The organism is Flavobacterium arabinosi, assembly GCF_048158725.1.
GTDB lineage: Bacteria > Bacteroidota > Bacteroidia > Flavobacteriales > Flavobacteriaceae > Flavobacterium > Flavobacterium arabinosi.
Window position 1 is genome coordinate 472,576 of sequence record NZ_JBLNKX010000001.1, and the last position, 18,828, is coordinate 491,403.

The following is an 18,828-nucleotide window of genomic DNA, read 5'->3' on the forward strand; positions in this document are numbered from 1 at the left end:
AAAATGGCAATTTTTAAAATAGTTCACATCACAAAATACCAATACAACTGGCCCATAAAAGAAAGTATAAATGAGATTCGTTTATTCCCACACCATTTTGATAACCAAGATGTACTTCAATACCAGCTTTTAATAACGAATAATCCTGAAGTAGAAATTTCTCAGGATTATTTCGGTAATCGAGTGGGCAACTTTAATACATTGGAAGCTCATACTGAAATGACTATCGAATCACGAATGTTAGTTCGTGTCAATCATTCGCTTAAAATACCGGAAATAGATCATACTACGGTAAAGGATTTGGCAAAAGAAAAAGAAAAAAATATTTCTTTACTACGACTTTGCTATCCCGAAACTATTAAAAAGCAAAACGAAATCAATGCAATTTTGGACGAAATAAACTGTATTGACAAACCCATTATAGAAATTGCGCAACAATGCAATCAATATATTTTTACAAATTTTAAATATACCAAAGGAATTACTAATATCGAAACCACGGTCGACGAGATTTTAGAAATTAGAAAAGGGGTTTGCCAAGACTTCGCGCATGCTCTATTACAACTCTTGCGTACGGCAGGAATTCCATCTCGATATGTGAGCGGTTATATTTGCCCTAACGAAAGCGGACTCAGAGGCGAAGGCGCCACACATGCCTGGGTAGAAATTTACACTCCAAAACAGGGCTGGCTTGGTTTAGATCCTACTAACAATATCTGGACCATGGACAATCACGTAAAACTTTCTGTAGGTCGCAATTTCTATGATTGTACTCCAGTAAAAGGAACCTTCAAGGGACTTTCCAGACAAACACTTTCTGTATGCGTTTCGATAGGCTACGAAGACGGAAGACAATTTGAAGATATAAACGATGTACAACTCGAAGAAGTTTCCATAGAACTCCAGGAACAATTGGATTACATAGAGTTACTGCAGCAGCAACAACAACAACAACAACAACAACAACAACAACAACAGCAACAACAACAGCAACAGTAACAGTAACAGCAACAATAATCAAGTTATTTGGCACAAAAAAAAGCGAATCAAATTATTACTTTTTGATTCGCTTTTTTAGCTAAATATAAGATCCGAATCTACTTCGACTCCATTCCGTTATTACATATTATACAACCAACTTTGAGGATTGTTATAGGTAGTATTTTGAAGAATTAAAAATTTAATTATGGTTCTTCCTTCGCTATTAGTCCTTACTTTTCCAAGGCTTTGTTTGGTGCTTACTTTATCCCCTTTGTTGACAAACACAGAACTTAAATTCTGATAAACCGTAAAAAAATCCCCGTGTTGTATCATTACCGCTTTATTTATTGGAGATAAAACAATTACACTGGTCACTTCTCCTCCAAAAACAGCTCTAGCACTCGATCCTTGGTCAGTAGTGATTTCCACCCCACTATTGTGGATAACTAAGGTTTTATAAACAGGATGCGCCTGATCTCCATATCCCAATGACACAAATCCTTTTTCTACCGGCCATGGTAACTTCCCTCTATTGGCTCTAAAATTATCAGCAATTAATTTTGTCTCTGCAGTCAGTTCTATTTTTGAGGAAGATACCGAAGATGAAGAAACAATTTCTTTAGCTCTTGTTTTTATTTCCGATTTACTTTCTGTTTTTGATCCGGCCAGCGATTCGGCTTTTGCTTTTTCCATAGCTCTTTCCATTGCAGCTTTTCTATTAGCTTCAGCAATTGCTTGACGAATTAATCGGTCAATTTGTCTATCAATCGATCTGGATTCCTGTTGTTTTTTCTTTATTTCGGCAAGAATCTTGCTTTTGTCTTTCTTAATGGATTTGACTAATTTCTCTTGCTCTTGTCGCTCTTTTTCTAATGACAAACGCTCTTTTTCATTTTCGGCAATAAGTTTTTGTTTCGCCGTTTTTTGCACATTCAGTTTTCCATTATACACGACAAGTTCTCCCGTTTTCGTCTTTATTTCTTCGCCTTGCATTTTCCTATAATTCGTGTACTGCTTCATGTACTGAGCCCTTTTATAGGCCTGCAAAAAATTCTCGGAAGACAATAAAAACATCGCTCTACTTTCCTCAGAACGGCTTTTATAAGACTTTACAATCATTTCAGCATAATCAGCCTTAAGGATTTCCAGTTCTTTTTTTAGTTTATTAATTTTCACCTGATTAATATACATATCATTCCCCAAAAGCTTTTTTTGCTTTTCAGTAGTGTTGATCAGTTTTTCTTTAAGCTTTATCTTATTGCTTTGAATAACAATTACATTTACAGCCGTTTTTTCTTTTTTCTTTACGGTTTGTAATAGTTTTTCATTTTCGCGAATTTCTTTTTGAATCTGAGCTTTTCGTTCTTCTAATTTTTCTTGCTGTGTTGTTTGACCCCACATTAGTGAAGTCAAGCTTATAAAAATTAGGCTTAGGAGAAATTTTGGCATATTAAAAAAATATTTTTTGCAAATTTACTTAATTATAATTCTTTTGTACCCATTTGGAACACTATAAGGAAAAGAAAGTTCTTCATTGAACGTTACACTGTTGTAATCTAAATTAATTTCCGTTTTACCTTTCTTTTGAACTGTATTTATTAGCACATTTGAAGGCAATGTTGCTTCATTGTACACTTTATTATCGGAATAAGCTACCTGAATCATTCTGTCTTCAGCAGATTGTTTTATTTCCTGTCTTTTGACCAAAAATTTCTCCGTATCAAAAAAGAACGATTTTTTCGTATTGTCATTAGAAACATCATCCAATCTATAGGTCTGTTCCACTAATGATTCTGTGTATTTTCCTTTATTCAAATCATCAATTGCATCGCCAAGCAACATATTTTGGATTTTATTAAAATCTAAATCAGTTCCCAACCATTGACTCAATCCTTTGAAATCTCCTTCAAAATAACTGCCATTTATTTTTTCATAATAGTTAACTGCAGTTGGCGTAATCAATGCTTTTGCCATTGTAATTCCCAAAAACCGAATACTAATCAAGATTTGTTGGTCTTTCTTTATTTTTATTTCGGCAGTAACATTTTGAGTTTGTTTCTCATCTGCATATCTTGCATTGGACTTAATATATAATGTAGAAAAATTGTTTTTATTGTTGTAATGATTTTCTATTATTTTATCAGCAGTCAAATAGTTTGATTTTACACTAGCCTCTGCCACAATAGCTTTCGATTTACACGAAGCCATAAAGACTGCAAGTACTAGTAGTATTGAAATTTTTTTCATTATTTTTTTTGTTTTAATAATTCGTTGGCTTTGGAGAAATACATTTCTTTTTTCTTGAAATCGCCCAAACCGTTATATGCCTCTCCAAGCTGGATATTGAAATTTGTTTCTAATGTTATGTCGTCTACCAAATAATCCAATCCCATTTCGAGTATCTCTTTGGCCTTTTTAAATTGCTTCAATTGATTGTTCGCTAAACCCGAATAATAATAAAACTGCGGTTGCGTAGGAAATGTTTCAATCATTGTCATGGCTTTTTTGGCAACCAAATCAAACTGTTTTACTTCAGTGTACGCTTGAAGCAAAAGCAAATTCGTTTCGATATCTTCTGTCGAACCATTCTTTAAAGAACGTTCATAAAACGTAATGGCTTTGTCCCATTGCTTTTTACTATGATAATATTTTCCAATTTCTTTGGCAACATCAACTGTAGCATCAATATCGAAATAGGAAATGGCTTTCTCTAAATCAGAGGAATATTGAGGATTTTTATCCACAAAAATCAAAAATTCATTCAACATTCTGTGTTTTATCTTTGAATCTATTTTGGCACTGGCCAAAGAAATATTCATCGCATTTATAGCTTTTGGAGCTTCATTATTATCCAAATAAACTTTGAACAAACTCACTTGCGCCCATTCAGAATTTGGAATTGCCACCGCTAACTTTTTGGTTATTTCAAATGCTTTCTCCGTTTCATTATTCCTAGAATACAAATTAATCAACTCAATATAGTTAGATTCTTCTTTTGGATTTTTATCGATTTGTGCTATTAAATTGGACTCTTCAACATTTTGAAATTTCCCTTCCGATAAAATTTGCATTTTATATAATTCCCTTCTTTCCGATTTTCCAAAAGTGGCATTCAATTCATTGATGAGATCAAGCGCTTTGTCAAATTGCTTGGTCCCCATATAAAGCGATGTTAAATCCTCTTTGTACTTTTCGTCAAATGGTATTAATTTATTGATGGCTATCAGCGCTTGATTATAATTGCTGGTTTCATAACTCACATCATACATTCCCACCCAAAACCATCTGTTTTTTGGATCAATTTGTGTGGCATGTTCAAATGAATTGTATGCATTTCCATAATCTTTTGATGCCAAATAATTTTTTCCTAATTCGAAATAGACTGTAGCATTATTGGGTTGGAGTTTTACACATTGTTCCAAAGCTTTAATTGCTTTGTCATAATTTTCAATCCCCTTTTGAAGCAACGCTTCATAAAAAAATTCCTGAAACTGATCTTTCTCCTGCTTAATTTCTTCCGGTTCGGTTTGCGCCAATAGCAAAGTTGAATTGCATTGCAAAACCAAAAACAGAATTATGAAAGCTCCTTTTTTCATTGAATGTTTCTTGCCATTTCGTCACTTTGGATACAATTATTCCAACACCGAATAATCTCCGATACTTATATTTGTAAAATTACCGTCAAAACTGGCGTGATTCCCTATCATCGCATTATCCAAATTCGCATTCTTAATATGAGAATGGGTTTGCACCAAGCTATTTTTTATTGTACTGTTTGATACATGACATCCTTTTCCTAATGACACATTAGGTCCAACAGTTGCATTTATCAATATGACATCTTCCCCAATATAACATGGCGGAATAATGGTTGAATTTTCTAATTTAACATTAAAGTCAACCAAATGTATGCCGTCATTGTGTAAGAACCCTAACATTCTGGAATTCGTTTCCACGGTTACATTCTTATTTCCACAATCCATCCACTCGTCTACTTTACCCGGTACAAATTTCATGCCCTTTGCCATCATTTGCTTTATTCCATCGTTAATTTGATATTCTCCGCCGTGAATAATATTATTATCCAATACCAATTGAAGTTCGTTTTTTAAAACGGCGACATCTTTAAAATAGTAAATTCCGATAACGGCAAGATCCGAAACAAATGCCGCAGGTTTCTCCACCAGTTCGACTATTTCATTCGCTTCGTTTAAGTTTATCACACCAAAAGCTTCCGGATGATCTACTTGTTTTACCCAAATAACACTGTCCGCATTTTGATCTAAATCGAAATCAGCACGAATTAAAGTATCGGCGTAAGCAATAACAGCCGGTCCGCTCAAAGAATCTTTGGCGCACATAATGGCATGGCCTGTTCCAAGTGCCTCGTTTTGATAATAAATCGTTCCTTTGGCGCCTAATTTTTGTGCTATAGCTATTAATTCCTCTTCTACTTTTTTACCAAAACTTTCGTGGATAATAAAGGCAATTTCTTCAATATCTTGATTTAAAACACCCGCAATATCTTCTACTAAACGGTGAACGATTGGTTTCCCGGCTACAGGAATTAATGGCTTAGGAATGGTTAATGTATGTGGTCTTAATCTGGAACCTCGCCCAGCCATTGGTACAATTATTTTCATTTGTTATTTTTATATTAAAAGATTGAAAAATCTTTGAATTATTAAATCTTTGAATTATTAAATTAATTTATTTCACTCCTGTACTTCCAAAACCGCCTTCACCTCTTGAAGTTTCGGTTAATTCCTGAACTTCTATCCACTCCGCACGTTCGTGTTTTGCGATGATAAGTTGCGCGATGCGTTCTCCGTTTTCGACTACAAAAGCTTCGTTGGATAAATTTACTAAAATTACACCTATTTCACCCCTATAATCAGCGTCAACTGTTCCGGGAGAGTTGAGAACCGTGACTCCTTTTTTGGCAGCCAAACCACTTCTTGGACGAACTTGCGCTTCGTAACCTATAGGTAATTCTATGAAAAGACCTGTTTTTACAATGGCTCTTTCCAATGGTTTTAGGGTTATTGATTCCGTTAAGTTTGCTCTTAAATCCATTCCTGCCGAAGCTATGGTTTCATAGTTTGGCAAAACATGTTCTGATTTATTGATAATTTTTATTGTCATTGTTTCTTGTTTTGAAGGGACAACTCACGACTTGTCCGTACATATTGTTTTTGGATTCTTTTGGTCATAGCCCTGATTGAAGCGGCATCCTTTTCTTTTTTTATTTAAAAAGAAAAGATATAGCAAAAAGCAGGAAATGGCTCCTAAAATTGATTAAGTTAAATTCTAGTTGTTTTTTCGGTTCAAAATTCTGGTTAACATTTCTTTTTCGTTGTAATATATAAAATACATGAATGCGAGTAGTAATGGAATTCCAACAAAATAATTTTCTCTGAAACCATAGAATGAAATAGCCGAAAATCCTATTGAAAGACCAAGATATCCTCCTATTTTCATTATATCATAAGGTATTGGATAATATTTATTTCCTAAATAATAGGAAATAGACATCATACTACCATAGGCAGCTATTGTAGCGATTGCTGACCCATAATAACTCATTGTAGGGATGAGCATATAGTTTAACACCAATGTTATTATAGCGCCAACAATGGAGATATAGGCCCCAATATAGGTTTTGTCGATCAGTTTGTACCAAACGGAAAGATTCGTGTAAATTCCGAGGAAAAAATTAGCCAGAATAATAAGCGGAACCACTTTCATGGCTTCCCAATAGGAAGTATCCCGAATCATAAGCTGTTTTAAAATATCGGCAAACACAATTACTCCCAATAAAATAAAAGAGCCAAAAATGACAAAATATTTAGTCACTGTGGCATACGTTTGCGGTGCATTAGTATTAGAAGCATGACTAAAAAAGAAAGGCTCTATTCCTAAAGTATAGGCGGTTCGATACAAAACCATGAATAATCCCAGTTTATAACAAGCAGAATAAACCCCAACTTCGGCTTCAGCAATATTTGCCGGCAATAATCTCCCCAACAAAATTTTATCGAACTGCTCGTTGATGGCAAATGCGATTCCAGCGAACATTATAGGCAATCCATATCGCATCATTCGCTTCCAAAGAGCTGTATCAAATTTCCATTTTAACAAAACATAATCTGGCGACAGTACTACAAATGTCAATAAACTGGAAATGATATTAGCTAAAAAGATATATCCAATCTGGAAGTTTTCAATGTATAAAGAACCTAAAAAACCATTAGGATGAGATTCCGCAATTTTGGGTAAAAAGAGTAAAAAGAAAACACTTAAAGAAAGATTAATTACAACATTTCCAATTTTGATTGCGGCATAAACCATTGGTTTTTGATACGCTCTCAATTTTGAAAACGGAATAATTACTAATGCGTCCAATACTAAAATCCAAATCGTGTACGTAATATATTGCGTGTCTATTCCTGACCATTGTGCTAATGTGTTTCGGAATAAAAGTGCAACAAACAGAAAACAAATTGAGGTCCAAAAAATTGAAACCATAGTAGTTTCCACAACGGACTTCTTGTTAGTTTCATTATTATAAAATCTAAAAAAAGCGGTTTCCATTCCGTAGGCAAGAATGACGTTGAAAAAGATCATCCAAGCGAAAATTATGGAGACTTTTCCATACTCGGCTTTTGGCAATAAATCAGTGTAAAGTGGAACTAGTAAAAAACTGAACATTCTAGGTATAACCGTAGCTAGTCCATAAATTGCTGTTTGTTTGAAAAGGCTTTTATATAATCCCAAAATGATTTATCTGTTTATATTTATAAAAACAAAAATAACTAATTCTTTGGTTTATTCATCGATGGATGGGCAATAGTTGGGTTTTCTTTGGGATTCATTATTTTGAAAAATAAGGTTTTGTTATTTTCCGTATATTCCAATAAAGCTTCATTTGGTTTTAAATCGAATTTAGGTTTTATTATGATTGGCGCTTTATTACCATATTCTTTTTTAGAATCACTGTCCAAGATTAAATCCTGATTCATATTCTTTTGGTAAAAATGAGCTACAAAAGTATTTTTGGAAACTTGTTCAAAATTGGATTCCTGATTTTTAAAATAGATTTTATCCAGTTCAATTTCCTTAGAAAGCGGTTTTGCAAATTCAATATAAAAATCAATACCGCTTCCCTCCTGTCCACCAGTCCACTTCTGGAAATAAACTGATTTTATATCTTGTGGGAATTCTGTTTGAAGTTCTGGTTTCATAGCACAAAAAGTTAAGCTGATTGTAAGTATAAAAAAAAGCAAAATCCTTTTACATCGTTTCATCGTTTGGGAATTTAACTTAATCCTTCTTCGTTTAAAATTTTCAGAAAATGAAATCCTTTTGGGACATATCCTTGGTTGTAATAAAAGCGGTGTGCCGTAAAATTTCCCGTAAAAGCATCTAAAACAATCATGGTACAACCCGTTTCTTTGGCTTTTGCATCTATATAATCTGTCATCATTTTCCCCAAACCTTTAGAGCGATGTTCGGGATGAACGATAAAATTGTCGATTTCGATGTATTTTCCAGACCAAAGTTTTGTTCCCGACCAAAATCCTGAAACAGCCACACAAATTCCATTTTCGAATACAGCTACTTGCTTATAATTATGCGGAATCATCTCAACCAGATAGGACCCATATTTTTCTAAAGTAAATGTGGGATATAAAAAACGCATTACTTCAATATTGCTAAGCATTTCATCTAACGTGGTCAATTCCTTAATTTCTAATTGCATTCTTCCTATTGTGTTTTAAACTATAAAATTAAACAAAAAAAGAGCCAACACATGGTTGGCTCTTAGAATATATTTTGAATCAATACTTTATTATCCATTCAATGCTTCAGCACCACCAACAATCTCTAAGATCTCATTAGTAATGGAAGCTTGACGTGCTTTATTGTAAGTCAATTTCAATTGATTTCTCAACTCAGTTGCGTTATCAGTTGCTTTGTGCATCGCAGTCATACGCGCTCCGTGCTCTGAAGCAAATGAATCACGAATTCCTTTATACAATTGTGTTTTCAATGATTTTGGAATCAAAGTTAACACGATTTCTTCTTTTGAAGGTTCAAAAATATAATCGCCAGTTGAAACTGTAAGATCAGATTTTATAGGTGCTAATGGCAAAAATTGTTCTGTTTGAACGATTTGTGTTGCAGCATTTTTAAATTGGTTGTAAATCAACTCAATTTTATCATATTCTCCAGAAACGAATTTCTCAGTCAACATATCTGAAATCTTAGCAACATTATCAAAAGTCAATGTATCAAAAATAGCACTTTGGTTTTCAACAACCGAAAGTGTTTTACTCAAAACATCATTTCCTTTTTTACCAATAGCAAAAATATCAACTTGCTTGCCTGCGTAAAATTCAGCACGGTTTTTAGCTTCTTTAATTGCATTCGTATTAAAAGCACCTGCCAAACCTCTATTAGAAGTTACTACAACTAGTAACACTTTTTTGATCTCACGTTGTGTTGTAAACTCTCCACCTGCATCACCTTCAAGTGTAGCAGAAAGATTTTGCAATAATTCCGTTAATTTTTCGGCATAAGGGCGCATTGCTGTGATTGCATCTTGTGCTTTCTTTAGCTTTGCTGCAGAAACCATTTTCATTGCCGATGTAATTTGCATCGTAGATGAAACGGAAGTAATTCTATTACGGATTTCCTTTAAATTTGCCATTGTTTTGTAAGTATGAAGATTTAAGTATAAGTATTAAGTATCCAGAAAATCCTGATACTTAATACTCCTTACTTAGTACTTTTTAGTTATATTTTGCTGATAATTCTTTTGCTACAGTTTCGATTACATCTGTAATTTCGTCTGTTAATTTTCCTGCTTTCAAAGCATCGAGAGTTGCTCTGTGTTTGTTGTTTAAGAATTCCAAGAAATCTTTCTCAAATTCTCTTACTTTGTTCACAGGAACATTTCTCAACAAGTTTTTAGAACCAGCATAGATAATCGCAACTTGATCTTCAACAGTATAAGGATCGTTCAAACCTTGTTTCAAGATCTCAACGTTTCTTTTTCCTTTTTCAATTACGTTTAAAGTAACGGCATCAAGATCAGAACCAAATTTAGCAAACGCTTCCAATTCACGGAATTGTGCTTGATCCAGTTTCAAAGTACCTGCTACTTTTTTCATTGATTTAATTTGTGCATTTCCTCCAACACGAGATACTGAAATACCTACGTTAATTGCTGGACGAACTCCAGAGTTGAACAAATCTCCATCCAAGAAAATTTGACCATCTGTAATCGAAATTACGTTTGTTGGGATATAGGCAGAAACGTCACCAGCTTGAGTTTCAATAATTGGTAAAGCAGTCAATGAACCACCACCTTTTACAATTGATTTCAATGAATCTGGCAAATCGTTCATGTCTTTAGCAATTCCATCATCTGCAATTACTTTACAAGCACGTTCTAATAATCTACTGTGAAGGTAGAAAACGTCTCCAGGATATGCTTCACGTCCCGGTGGTCTTCTTAATAAAAGAGAAACCTCACGATACGCAACAGCTTGTTTAGATAAATCATCATAAACAATTAAAGCGGGACGACCTGAATCTCTAAAATATTCTCCAATTGCAGCACCTGCGAAAGGAGCATACACTTGCATTGGAGCTGGATCAGAAGCATTAGCAGCAACAATAATGGTATAAGCCATTGCGCCTTTTTCTTCTAACATTTTAGCAATTCCTGCTACAGTTGACGCTTTTTGTCCAATTGCAACATATATACAGAATACTGGTTTCCCAGCATCATAAAATTCTTTTTGATTTAAGATAGTATCGATACAAACAGTTGATTTACCTGTTTGACGGTCACCAATAACTAGCTCACGTTGTCCACGACCAACTGGGATCATAGCATCTACTGCTTTAATACCTGTTTGTAATGGCTCGGTAACTGGTTGACGGAAGATAACTCCAGGAGCTTTTCTTTCCAAAGGCATCTCGTATAAATCTCCACCAATTGGTCCTTTTCCATCAATTGGAAAACCAAGTGTGTTTACTACACGACCTACCATTTGTTCTCCTACTTTAAGAGAAGCGATACGTTGTGTTCTTTTTGCAATTGAACCTTCTTTGATTCCTGTAGATGGTCCTAAAAGTACCACACCCACATTGTCTTCTTCAAGATTCAAAACAATAGCTTCTAATCCATTGTCAAATTCAACTAACTCTCCATATTGAACATTAGAAAGCCCGTAAACACGAGCAATACCATCTCCAACTTGAAGCACAGTTCCTACTTCTTCTAGTGTAGCACCAGATTCAAAACCTTCTACTTGCTTTCTTAATATTGCTGAAATTTCAGCAGGTTTGATTTCCGCCATCTTAATTTATAATTTAGACACTTAAATGTGTAATAAAACTAATTACTTAACTCTCTTTTTAATACTTGTAATCTGTTGGCTACTGAAGCGTTGTACTGCTTGTCACCTATTCTAAGAATAAATCCTCCAATAATTGAAGCATCCACTATATTTTCTATTGTAATTTTTTTATCCGAAAGTGTTGCAATTTTAGCTAAAACTTTAGCTTTCAAATCAACGTCCAATGGAAAAGCGGTTGTTACTTTTGCAACTTCAATACCGTTCATTTCGTCAAACAATTTGTTGAATTCCAAAGCGATCGCTTCAAGAATTTCAAATCTTTTGTTTTCGAACAACAAATGAAAAAGTCCTTTTGTTACCCCATTCACATCTGCAAAAACTTCCAATAGTGCATTTTCTTTAACTTCAACTTTAATGGTAGGATTTTCAATAAAAGTATTCAATTCCTGATTTCCGTTGATTGTCGAAGCAATTAAAGTCATGTCGTTACTTACCTCATTAGCTACACCAATAGCATCTGACATATCCAGAATTGCTTTTGCGTAACGGATCGCTGCTCTTGTACTTGCCATAATTGTTAGTTTAGCTTTACGTCACCTAACATTTTCTCAACTAATTTAGTTTGAGCTTCTTTGTTAGATAATTCGTCTTTCAATATTTTTTCTGCGATACTCAATGATAAAGTTGAAACTTGTAGTTTCAATTCAGCCATTGCTGCATTTTTTTCACTTTCAATTGCTGCTTTCGCTTGCTCAATCATCTTAAGGCCTTGAGCCTGAGCTTCGTTTTTAGCATCAGCAACCATTTTCTCTTTCATTTCACGAGCATCTTTAAGCATGTTATCACGCTCTAATCTTGCTTCTTGTAAAATACGTTGGTTATCTGCTTGAAGATTTTGCATTTCTTTTCTAGCGTTTTCAGCTGAAAGTAATGCGTTTTTAATTCCTTCTTCTCTATCATTTACTGCATCAAGAATTGGTTTCCAAGCGAATTTTTTTAATAAGATTATTAATCCAACAAATATTAAAACTTGCCAAATAAACAAACCAAACGAAAAATCATTTATTAACTTATCCATTGTATATAATTATAAATTTTTAATGTTTTAATTTTAAAACAATAGTCACAACCAACCGTTGCAACTATTGTTTTTGTGTTTTAATTAAGATGCGAATAACGCAGCGAAACCAATACCTTCAATAAGTGCAGCTGCAATAAGCATAGCTGTTTGGATTTTTCCTGAAGCTTCTGGTTGACGAGCAATAGCATCCATTGCTGAACCACCAATTCTACCAATACCTAAACCTGCTCCGATTACAATTAACCCTGCTCCTACAATAGTTGGAATTTGCATAATATATATATTAAAAATTAAACATTCAATTTGATTGAAGATTTTAGATTAACAAATTTAGATTTCAGAATAGCGCAAATCTGCATTCAAAAATCTTAATTCAAAATCTGCAATCTAGTGAGCCTCTTCGTGATGATGCTCTTCGTTTCCTGCTCCAAAATAAAGTGCAGATAACATTGTGAAAATATACGCTTGTAAAAAAGCTACCAATATTTCAAGGATCGAAAGTGCAAATGCCAATCCAAAAGATAATGTACTTCCAATCCAGCTTTTAAAGATAAACATTAAACCAATAATACTCATCAAAACAACGTGTCCTGCCAAAATATTAGCATACAAACGTATCATTAATGAAAATGGTTTGATGATTGTTCCTAATAATTCTATCGGAGCCAAAATAAATTTCATTGGAGTTGGCACACCTGGCATCCAGAAAATGTGTCCCCAATAATTTTTATTTGCAGTGAAAGTTGTGATTAAATAGGTCAATAAAGCCAAAGATGCTGTGATAGCAATATTCCCTGTAATGTTAAACCCTAGCGGAGTTAATCCTAAGATATTAAGGAAGAAAATAAAGAAAAATATAGTCAACAAATAACTCATGTATTTTCTATATCCTTTTTCACCAATGTTTGGAATTGCGATTTCGTCTCTGATGTAAAGTACAAGAGGCTCAAAAAAGCGTCCAGCTCCAGAAGCTATTCCGTTATTTTTACCGTAAGATTTTGCTAATCCTGTAAACAATACAAACATCAAGATTGCTATTCCTAAAATCCCTACAACACTTTTAGTAATCGATAAATCAAGTGGAGTTGCATTAATAGGATGACCATGTTCGCCTTCTGTTAAAGTTCCATCCGCCTCCGTTTTGTATATTTTTTCGTGGTGTAATACATAATAATTACCATTGTGTTCTGCAGTTTCTTCACCATGATGAAATTTTGAAGAAGAAAAAACCTGCAAACCATTATCCCAAAGAATAATTGGTAAAGAGAAACCATAGTGCTCACCCGTTTCTTCATTTACAGATAATGTAAAATCATGAGCATCCAAAAGGTGATGATTGATAAATTCCTTGATTTTAGACTTTACATCTGTTGGCTCTGCATGAGCTTCTTCTGTTACTTCATGAGCAACTTCCGTTTTTACTTTCACAGTATCCACTTCAGGATTTGCAAAACTGATTAAAGGAAGACATGCTACTAAAGTCGCTAATATGAATCTAAGTGGTTTGTTTGAAATCACCATAACAGTTAATTATCTTAATTTATTACGTTTCTGAAATTTGGTGCAAATGTACATTTTTTATTAATATCCAAAAGCATATAAAAATTTATTTTTGGAGTATTTGTCATGTAAACAATAAATTTATTGCTTTTCGTTTAATATCCGTATCGTTAAAATCGTTTCAATTGCTAAAAAGAGAATAAACATCATAAAAAAATTCTTTCTTTCTATGGTATTATTTTGAGCTGAAACCTGCAATAAAGGTCTTAAAATCAAATAGCAAAAAATCATCTTAACGCTTGTACCCAATAGAAATGACATTCCCACGTTGTCAAAACTGCGCTCTCTGACTTTCAACAAAACAATAAAGACAATTGTTGATAAACCTAAAAATAGTACATAGAGGGTTTCCAACGTATAGTGAAAAGCACTATCATTTATATTTAAAACATAAAAAACAATTTTATGAAGAATGTAGGCTAATACTGCAAGTAACACTAAGTTTAGAAGCGGTTTGTAATTTTGTAAATTCATTGGGTTTGTTATTTGCCGTGCAGGCACAAAGTTATTTTAAATTTAATTTGTCACAAACCCAGAAGGCCTACTATTGATTCGTACTGATCTTTTATTAAAAAAATTATTGTGATTTATTGATTTCATTAACTTGTCTGATCACATTATACAACGCTAATGCAACGCCAACCATCACTAAAATTTTAGTGTAATATACTTTTGGACTCGGATGATTTTCATCTAACCAGTCTCCCAAATAGGAAAATAGAAAGATGATTGCTCCCATTTGAATTGGAATATTAATCAGCGCAAGCCATTTACTAGCTTGTTTTTTGTTGGGTTTGTTCTCCATTGTGTGGCATTAGATTTTTTACATTGGCCTTCATTGTACAAGAAGCACTAAAATCAGCGCCAGGTTCTACCGATAATTTCCCTACCGAAACTTCGCCATGAATACTTGCTTTTGACTTTACGTTCAGAATTTCAGTAACATGAATTTTACCATTGAACTTCCCTTCTATATCTGCATTTTTGCAAACTATATCACCGATAACACTTCCTGCAGGTCCAATAACTATTTTTCCACTGGATTGAAAATTACCTATTAATTCCCCATCTAATCTAAAATCGGCCTGAGAAATAATATCCCCTTTTATGGTGGTTCCCTCTACTATTCTATTGGTTTTGCCCAAAAGATCCGTATATGATTTTGGCTTTTTATCAAACATGATTATGGAGTTTTTGGCGCTAAATAGGCTTCCAAGTTTTTCTTGATTTGAATTACTTTATAGTTTTCAGCGGAAACAACTATTGCTGGTTCGTCAATTTTATATTTTTTATTTTCTTTTAAAACCTGAATGATATTTTTTGCATAAGGTTCTGAATTAATTCCATGAATGGTGATGAAATTTTCTTTTTCAGTATAAACATCATACGAATAGGAAATCGCCTGAAAGTCCTCATTGGCAATAAACAACTTTAATTTATCTTCAATTGCCTTTGTGTTTTTATCGGCTCTTGCCCCAACTTTATAAAGAATTTTCCAATTTTTGGTATCAACAATACTAAAGTCCTTTTCTTCTAAAAACGGAATTTGCGTTGTCAGGATCTCTACCGCTTTTTTACCTTCTTCGCTGTTAGGGTAATTATCCGCTAATTCCTGCAATGCTTTTTTATAGGCTGATAATCCTCTAAGTTTTCCAAGAGTGGTTGCTTTTAAGAGTTCAAATTTAGGAGCAATTTCATCACCCGAAAACTGATTAATCAAATCGTCAATTTTTGCTAACACTACATCATATTGCTCTTCTTGATACAATTTATACCACTTATTATAGACTTTGTCCGGTGATTCATTATCTGAAGCTACATTCGAATTGGTATTGTTTATTATTTGTGCATAACGAGAATTTGGAAATTGACTAGAAATTTTATCTTTAATCGTCTCCGCTTTGGTGACATTCGTAATTTGGTAAATTTTATATAAATTATAAAGTGCAGGAAGAACCAGTTTTTCTTCTGGATTATTTTTCAATAATTGTTCCAGTTTAGCGCTGGCCAATTCATATTCTTTGAATTTTTCTTTATAAATAACTCCAAGTTGATAATAGGCAAAATTACGTTCTTTGGCAATACTGTCAATCGTGGTTTGATTAGTTGGAAGTTGTTTTAGATAATAGTCGGTCGTGTATGTTTCAACTGGTTTGTCTGCTGCTAATTTATCTTCTGATATCGCTTTATCTCCGTTTATGGAGTCTCTCACAACAAAGTCCGTTTTATTGGCTGACACTCTCCAATTTCCTTTTGAAGATCGGTCTCCCCATGTTTTTTTAAATTCCAGTTTTCCAAAAGCAATGGTCGTAGGATTATAAAAATAGAAAACACTGGCAGACTGTAGTCCAGAAATACTTGCCATAGTGGGTGGCGCTAATGATTTCTTCGCTGGTTTTCCTGGCTCTTGATTAGGGGAAGCCGGATCAATGGAAGCTGTATTAGTATTTCTTTCTATATTTTCTTGTTTGGCTTTTAGTTTTTCTTCTAAAATTCTTTTAGTTTCATCCGTCTTTTTTAACTTGTCGATATAATTCTCAAAATACAAAACCCTGTCCGTTTCTGACAAAGCAACCACATTCAAAATACTGTCGTTTGTTTTGGCAATAGCTTCGAGTTGAATTACTTCGTCTAAATCTTTTCTGGTTTTTTGGATGCGAATAAATTCTCTGGTTTTAACATCAAGCTTGACTAAAGTACTGTCATAATACTTAGCTGCAACCGGATAATCGGCATTTTTGAAATACATATTTCCTAAATCCCTGTAGTTTGAAGCAATCAAGTATTGGTCTGTGGTTGCTTTTTTCAGCGAAGCATTGTAAAAATTTAAAGCTGTTTTTTGTTTGTTGTTTTTATCATAAAACACCGCCTTTTCTCTATAAATTACATCTAGAAACGGTCTGTTTTCTCTGTCGGCAATTAGTTTGTTGTATGTTTTTAAAAATGCAGTGGTATCTCCCGTTTTATAATCGAATAATTGTGCTTTTTTGGCGTAAGCCTGAATAACATATTTCCTTTCGGATTTTCTATTCATAGCTATCACGGATTCATAGCTCAAAATGGCACTGTCTTTTTTACCTAATTCCTCGTACAATTGCCCAAGAATAAAACGGTATCTCGCTCTTTCGGCTTTTACTTTAGTATACTTTTCGGCTATTTTTAATTTTGCCAAAGCACTGTCTTTTTCTTCCAAGTTTAAAAAAGCTTCTGATAGAAGTGCATTTGCATTAGCAAAAACTTGTTTTTTCAATTCTTTCTCCTTCAATAATTTGGTCATGTTTTTCACTACCAAAGCATCATTACCCAGTCGCATATTGGTTTTTTCACGCCAAATTTTGGCTTCATAAATTCTACTGCTGTTGGGATATTTGTATAAAATATAATTGAATGCGTCTAGGGCCGGAACAAATCTTTGATCGTAATAACGAGATTTCCCAAGTAGTAAATATGCTTCATCAATTTGGCTGTTTTTTTCTCTTCCGCCAATGTTCATTGAGTGTTTTTGAATTGCCTTTGTGGCTTTGGTTTCAGCCAGTTCAAAATCAGCATTTTTAGGTTTTCCATCAGGTGAAATATCTTCCTCCATTTGCATTCTTTCGATAGGCAAACGCTTCCAAAAATCATCTTTACTGTTCGCTTTTATACCATTAACTCCTTTGTCCAAGCCTATTTGCCCGTTGTATAAAATATTATATTTCGTACTCAAAGCATGTGATTTTCTCGCCAAAAAAGTGTCCTTTTTAGTAGAACACGCTACCAAAAACAATAAAAATCCTAGCGAAAATATATGTTTGAATGTCTTGATTTTCAATGGTAAACGTTTTTTATCAATTAACTTCTAAAAATACTATTTAGTATAATGACTTGTAAAAATACGTTTCTTTTTGCTATCGTGGAAATTATTGGGTTTCTTTTTGATTGCCGGTTTTGCTTTTGCGTGAGATTTGAGATTAAGAGGAGAACAGCCAGTGGCTGTTAGGTATTATTATTACTATTTTAGGTGAAGATTCCTCATTATATTTTATTTGAAACGAAAAGCCCGACCCGGAATTTTTCTTTCCGGGTCACGCCCAAATTAAATTTTAAACTGCAAAAAACAGTTCCAGTTCTTGCAACGTTTCAGCAGATGTTTGAATATCTTTCACGATTTCGCCTTTGTTTAATGCCACAATTCTGTTACAAACTTCCACTGTATGCAGTAAATCATGACTGGAAACCAGTACTGTTACATCAGGATTTTCGGCTAATTCTTTGATGATTTTTTTCAATCTATTTACCGTTGTTGGGTCTAAATTGGCAAAGGGTTCGTCCAGAATTACCACTTCAGGGTTTCCTATGAGTGTCGCGATAATTCCCACTTTCTTCTGGTTTCCTTTGGATAAATCACGTAAATATTTTTTGTTTTTTAAGATTTCGCCATTAAAAAACTCCTCGTGTTTGACCAGCAAAGCATCGATATCCGCTTTGTTCTGTCCGCGTAAATCTCCTATGAAATAAAAATATTCTTCGGGTGTTAAGTAGCCAATTAAAAAACTTTCGTCCAGAAAAGAAGCGGTAAAAGGTTTCCAGTTTTCGCTTGCATTCACTTGAATGGCATTGTTGATAATGTGTCCCGTTGAAGGCTGGATTAAATCCAATAGCAAACTGAAAAATGTGGTTTTTCCAGCACCATTATTCCCAACCAATCCAAAACTTTGCCCTTTTGGGATTTCCAGATTTTCGATTTTAAGAACTGTTGTGCCGTTATATATTTTTGAAAGATTGTTTACTTGTATCATTTTTAAAAAAGTTTAATCGGTTATTTGTTGATTTGGTTAATCGCTTTATGAAAAT

At 33.8% G+C, this 18,828-nt stretch carries 20 protein-coding genes; 1 reads left to right on the top strand and 19 read right to left on the bottom strand.

Annotated features, from left to right (window positions below; translation table 11 throughout):
• Positions 1-3 precede the first annotated feature (3 nt).
• Complete coding sequence (locus tag ACM55K_RS01895) at positions 4-999, top strand: transglutaminase family protein (RefSeq protein ID WP_416848545.1); 996 nt, start codon at positions 4-6, stop codon at positions 997-999.
• A gap of 120 nt (positions 1,000-1,119) precedes the next feature.
• On the opposite strand, the gene ACM55K_RS01900 is transcribed toward ACM55K_RS01895, so the two are convergent.
• From ACM55K_RS01900 to ACM55K_RS01990, 19 genes are all read right to left on the bottom strand, one after another.
• Positions 1,120-2,430, bottom strand: a complete 1,311-nt coding sequence (locus ACM55K_RS01900) for a murein hydrolase activator EnvC family protein (RefSeq protein WP_416848546.1) — start codon at positions 2,428-2,430, stop codon at positions 1,120-1,122.
• Positions 2,431-2,454: 24 nt separating this feature from the next.
• The gene (gene lolB1 / locus ACM55K_RS01905; RefSeq protein WP_416848547.1) at positions 2,455-3,228 is read right to left on the bottom strand and encodes a lipoprotein insertase outer membrane protein LolB1; all 774 of its coding nucleotides are present in this window, start codon (positions 3,226-3,228) and stop codon (positions 2,455-2,457) included.
• Complete coding sequence (locus ACM55K_RS01910) at positions 3,228-4,577, bottom strand: tetratricopeptide repeat protein (RefSeq protein ID WP_416848548.1); 1,350 nt, start codon at positions 4,575-4,577, stop codon at positions 3,228-3,230. The genes lolB1 and ACM55K_RS01910 overlap by 1 nt, the downstream gene beginning before the upstream one ends.
• A gap of 36 nt (positions 4,578-4,613) precedes the next feature.
• Positions 4,614-5,624, bottom strand: a complete 1,011-nt coding sequence (locus ACM55K_RS01915) for a sugar phosphate nucleotidyltransferase (RefSeq protein ID WP_416848549.1) — start codon at positions 5,622-5,624, stop codon at positions 4,614-4,616.
• A 67-nt stretch (positions 5,625-5,691) separates the two neighbouring features.
• A complete protein-coding gene (dut, locus tag ACM55K_RS01920) occupies positions 5,692-6,126 on the bottom strand; it encodes a dUTP diphosphatase (protein WP_416848550.1) in 435 nt (144 codons plus the stop codon).
• Between the two features lie 165 nt (positions 6,127-6,291).
• Complete coding sequence (locus ACM55K_RS01925) at positions 6,292-7,758, bottom strand: lipopolysaccharide biosynthesis protein (protein WP_416848551.1); 1,467 nt, start codon at positions 7,756-7,758, stop codon at positions 6,292-6,294.
• 38 nt (positions 7,759-7,796) lie between these two features.
• The gene (locus ACM55K_RS01930; protein ID WP_416848552.1) at positions 7,797-8,225 is read right to left on the bottom strand and encodes a hypothetical protein; all 429 of its coding nucleotides are present in this window, start codon (positions 8,223-8,225) and stop codon (positions 7,797-7,799) included.
• A 74-nt stretch (positions 8,226-8,299) separates the two neighbouring features.
• On the bottom strand, positions 8,300-8,743 hold the full coding sequence (locus ACM55K_RS01935) for a GNAT family N-acetyltransferase (RefSeq protein ID WP_416848553.1): 444 nt from the start codon (positions 8,741-8,743) through the stop codon (positions 8,300-8,302).
• A 90-nt stretch (positions 8,744-8,833) separates the two neighbouring features.
• Positions 8,834-9,694 (bottom strand): ATP synthase F1 subunit gamma, encoded by an 861-nt coding sequence (atpG, locus tag ACM55K_RS01940; RefSeq protein WP_416848554.1) that lies wholly within the window; start codon positions 9,692-9,694, stop codon positions 8,834-8,836.
• An 82-nt stretch (positions 9,695-9,776) separates the two neighbouring features.
• The gene (atpA, locus tag ACM55K_RS01945) at positions 9,777-11,354 is read right to left on the bottom strand and encodes a F0F1 ATP synthase subunit alpha (RefSeq protein ID WP_416848555.1); all 1,578 of its coding nucleotides are present in this window, start codon (positions 11,352-11,354) and stop codon (positions 9,777-9,779) included.
• Positions 11,355-11,392: 38 nt separating this feature from the next.
• Positions 11,393-11,926, bottom strand: a complete 534-nt coding sequence (gene atpH, locus ACM55K_RS01950; protein WP_416848556.1) for an ATP synthase F1 subunit delta — start codon at positions 11,924-11,926, stop codon at positions 11,393-11,395.
• Between the two features lie 5 nt (positions 11,927-11,931).
• Complete coding sequence (locus tag ACM55K_RS01955) at positions 11,932-12,432, bottom strand: F0F1 ATP synthase subunit B (RefSeq protein ID WP_416842239.1); 501 nt, start codon at positions 12,430-12,432, stop codon at positions 11,932-11,934.
• Positions 12,433-12,516: 84 nt separating this feature from the next.
• The gene (atpE, locus tag ACM55K_RS01960; RefSeq protein ID WP_007136870.1) at positions 12,517-12,708 is read right to left on the bottom strand and encodes an ATP synthase F0 subunit C; all 192 of its coding nucleotides are present in this window, start codon (positions 12,706-12,708) and stop codon (positions 12,517-12,519) included.
• 114 nt (positions 12,709-12,822) lie between these two features.
• On the bottom strand, positions 12,823-13,956 hold the full coding sequence (gene atpB / locus ACM55K_RS01965) for a F0F1 ATP synthase subunit A (RefSeq protein WP_416848557.1): 1,134 nt from the start codon (positions 13,954-13,956) through the stop codon (positions 12,823-12,825).
• Between the two features lie 120 nt (positions 13,957-14,076).
• Positions 14,077-14,469 carry a hypothetical protein gene (locus tag ACM55K_RS01970; RefSeq protein ID WP_416848558.1) on the bottom strand — a complete coding sequence of 131 codons (393 nt, stop codon included), beginning with the start codon at positions 14,467-14,469 and terminating at the stop codon, positions 14,077-14,079.
• Positions 14,470-14,572: 103 nt separating this feature from the next.
• Positions 14,573-14,800: an AtpZ/AtpI family protein gene (locus ACM55K_RS01975; RefSeq protein ID WP_416848559.1), complete on the bottom strand. Its 228-nt coding sequence runs from the start codon at positions 14,798-14,800 to the stop codon at positions 14,573-14,575.
• On the bottom strand, positions 14,769-15,176 hold the full coding sequence (locus tag ACM55K_RS01980) for a bactofilin family protein (protein WP_416848560.1): 408 nt from the start codon (positions 15,174-15,176) through the stop codon (positions 14,769-14,771). Before ACM55K_RS01980 ends, ACM55K_RS01975 begins: the two co-directional genes overlap by 32 nt.
• 2 nt (positions 15,177-15,178) lie before the next feature.
• Complete coding sequence (porW, locus tag ACM55K_RS01985; protein WP_416848561.1) at positions 15,179-17,806, bottom strand: type IX secretion system periplasmic lipoprotein PorW/SprE; 2,628 nt, start codon at positions 17,804-17,806, stop codon at positions 15,179-15,181.
• A 271-nt stretch (positions 17,807-18,077) separates the two neighbouring features.
• Positions 18,078-18,773, bottom strand: a complete 696-nt coding sequence (locus ACM55K_RS01990; protein ID WP_416848562.1) for an ABC transporter ATP-binding protein — start codon at positions 18,771-18,773, stop codon at positions 18,078-18,080.
• Positions 18,774-18,828 lie beyond the last annotated feature (55 nt).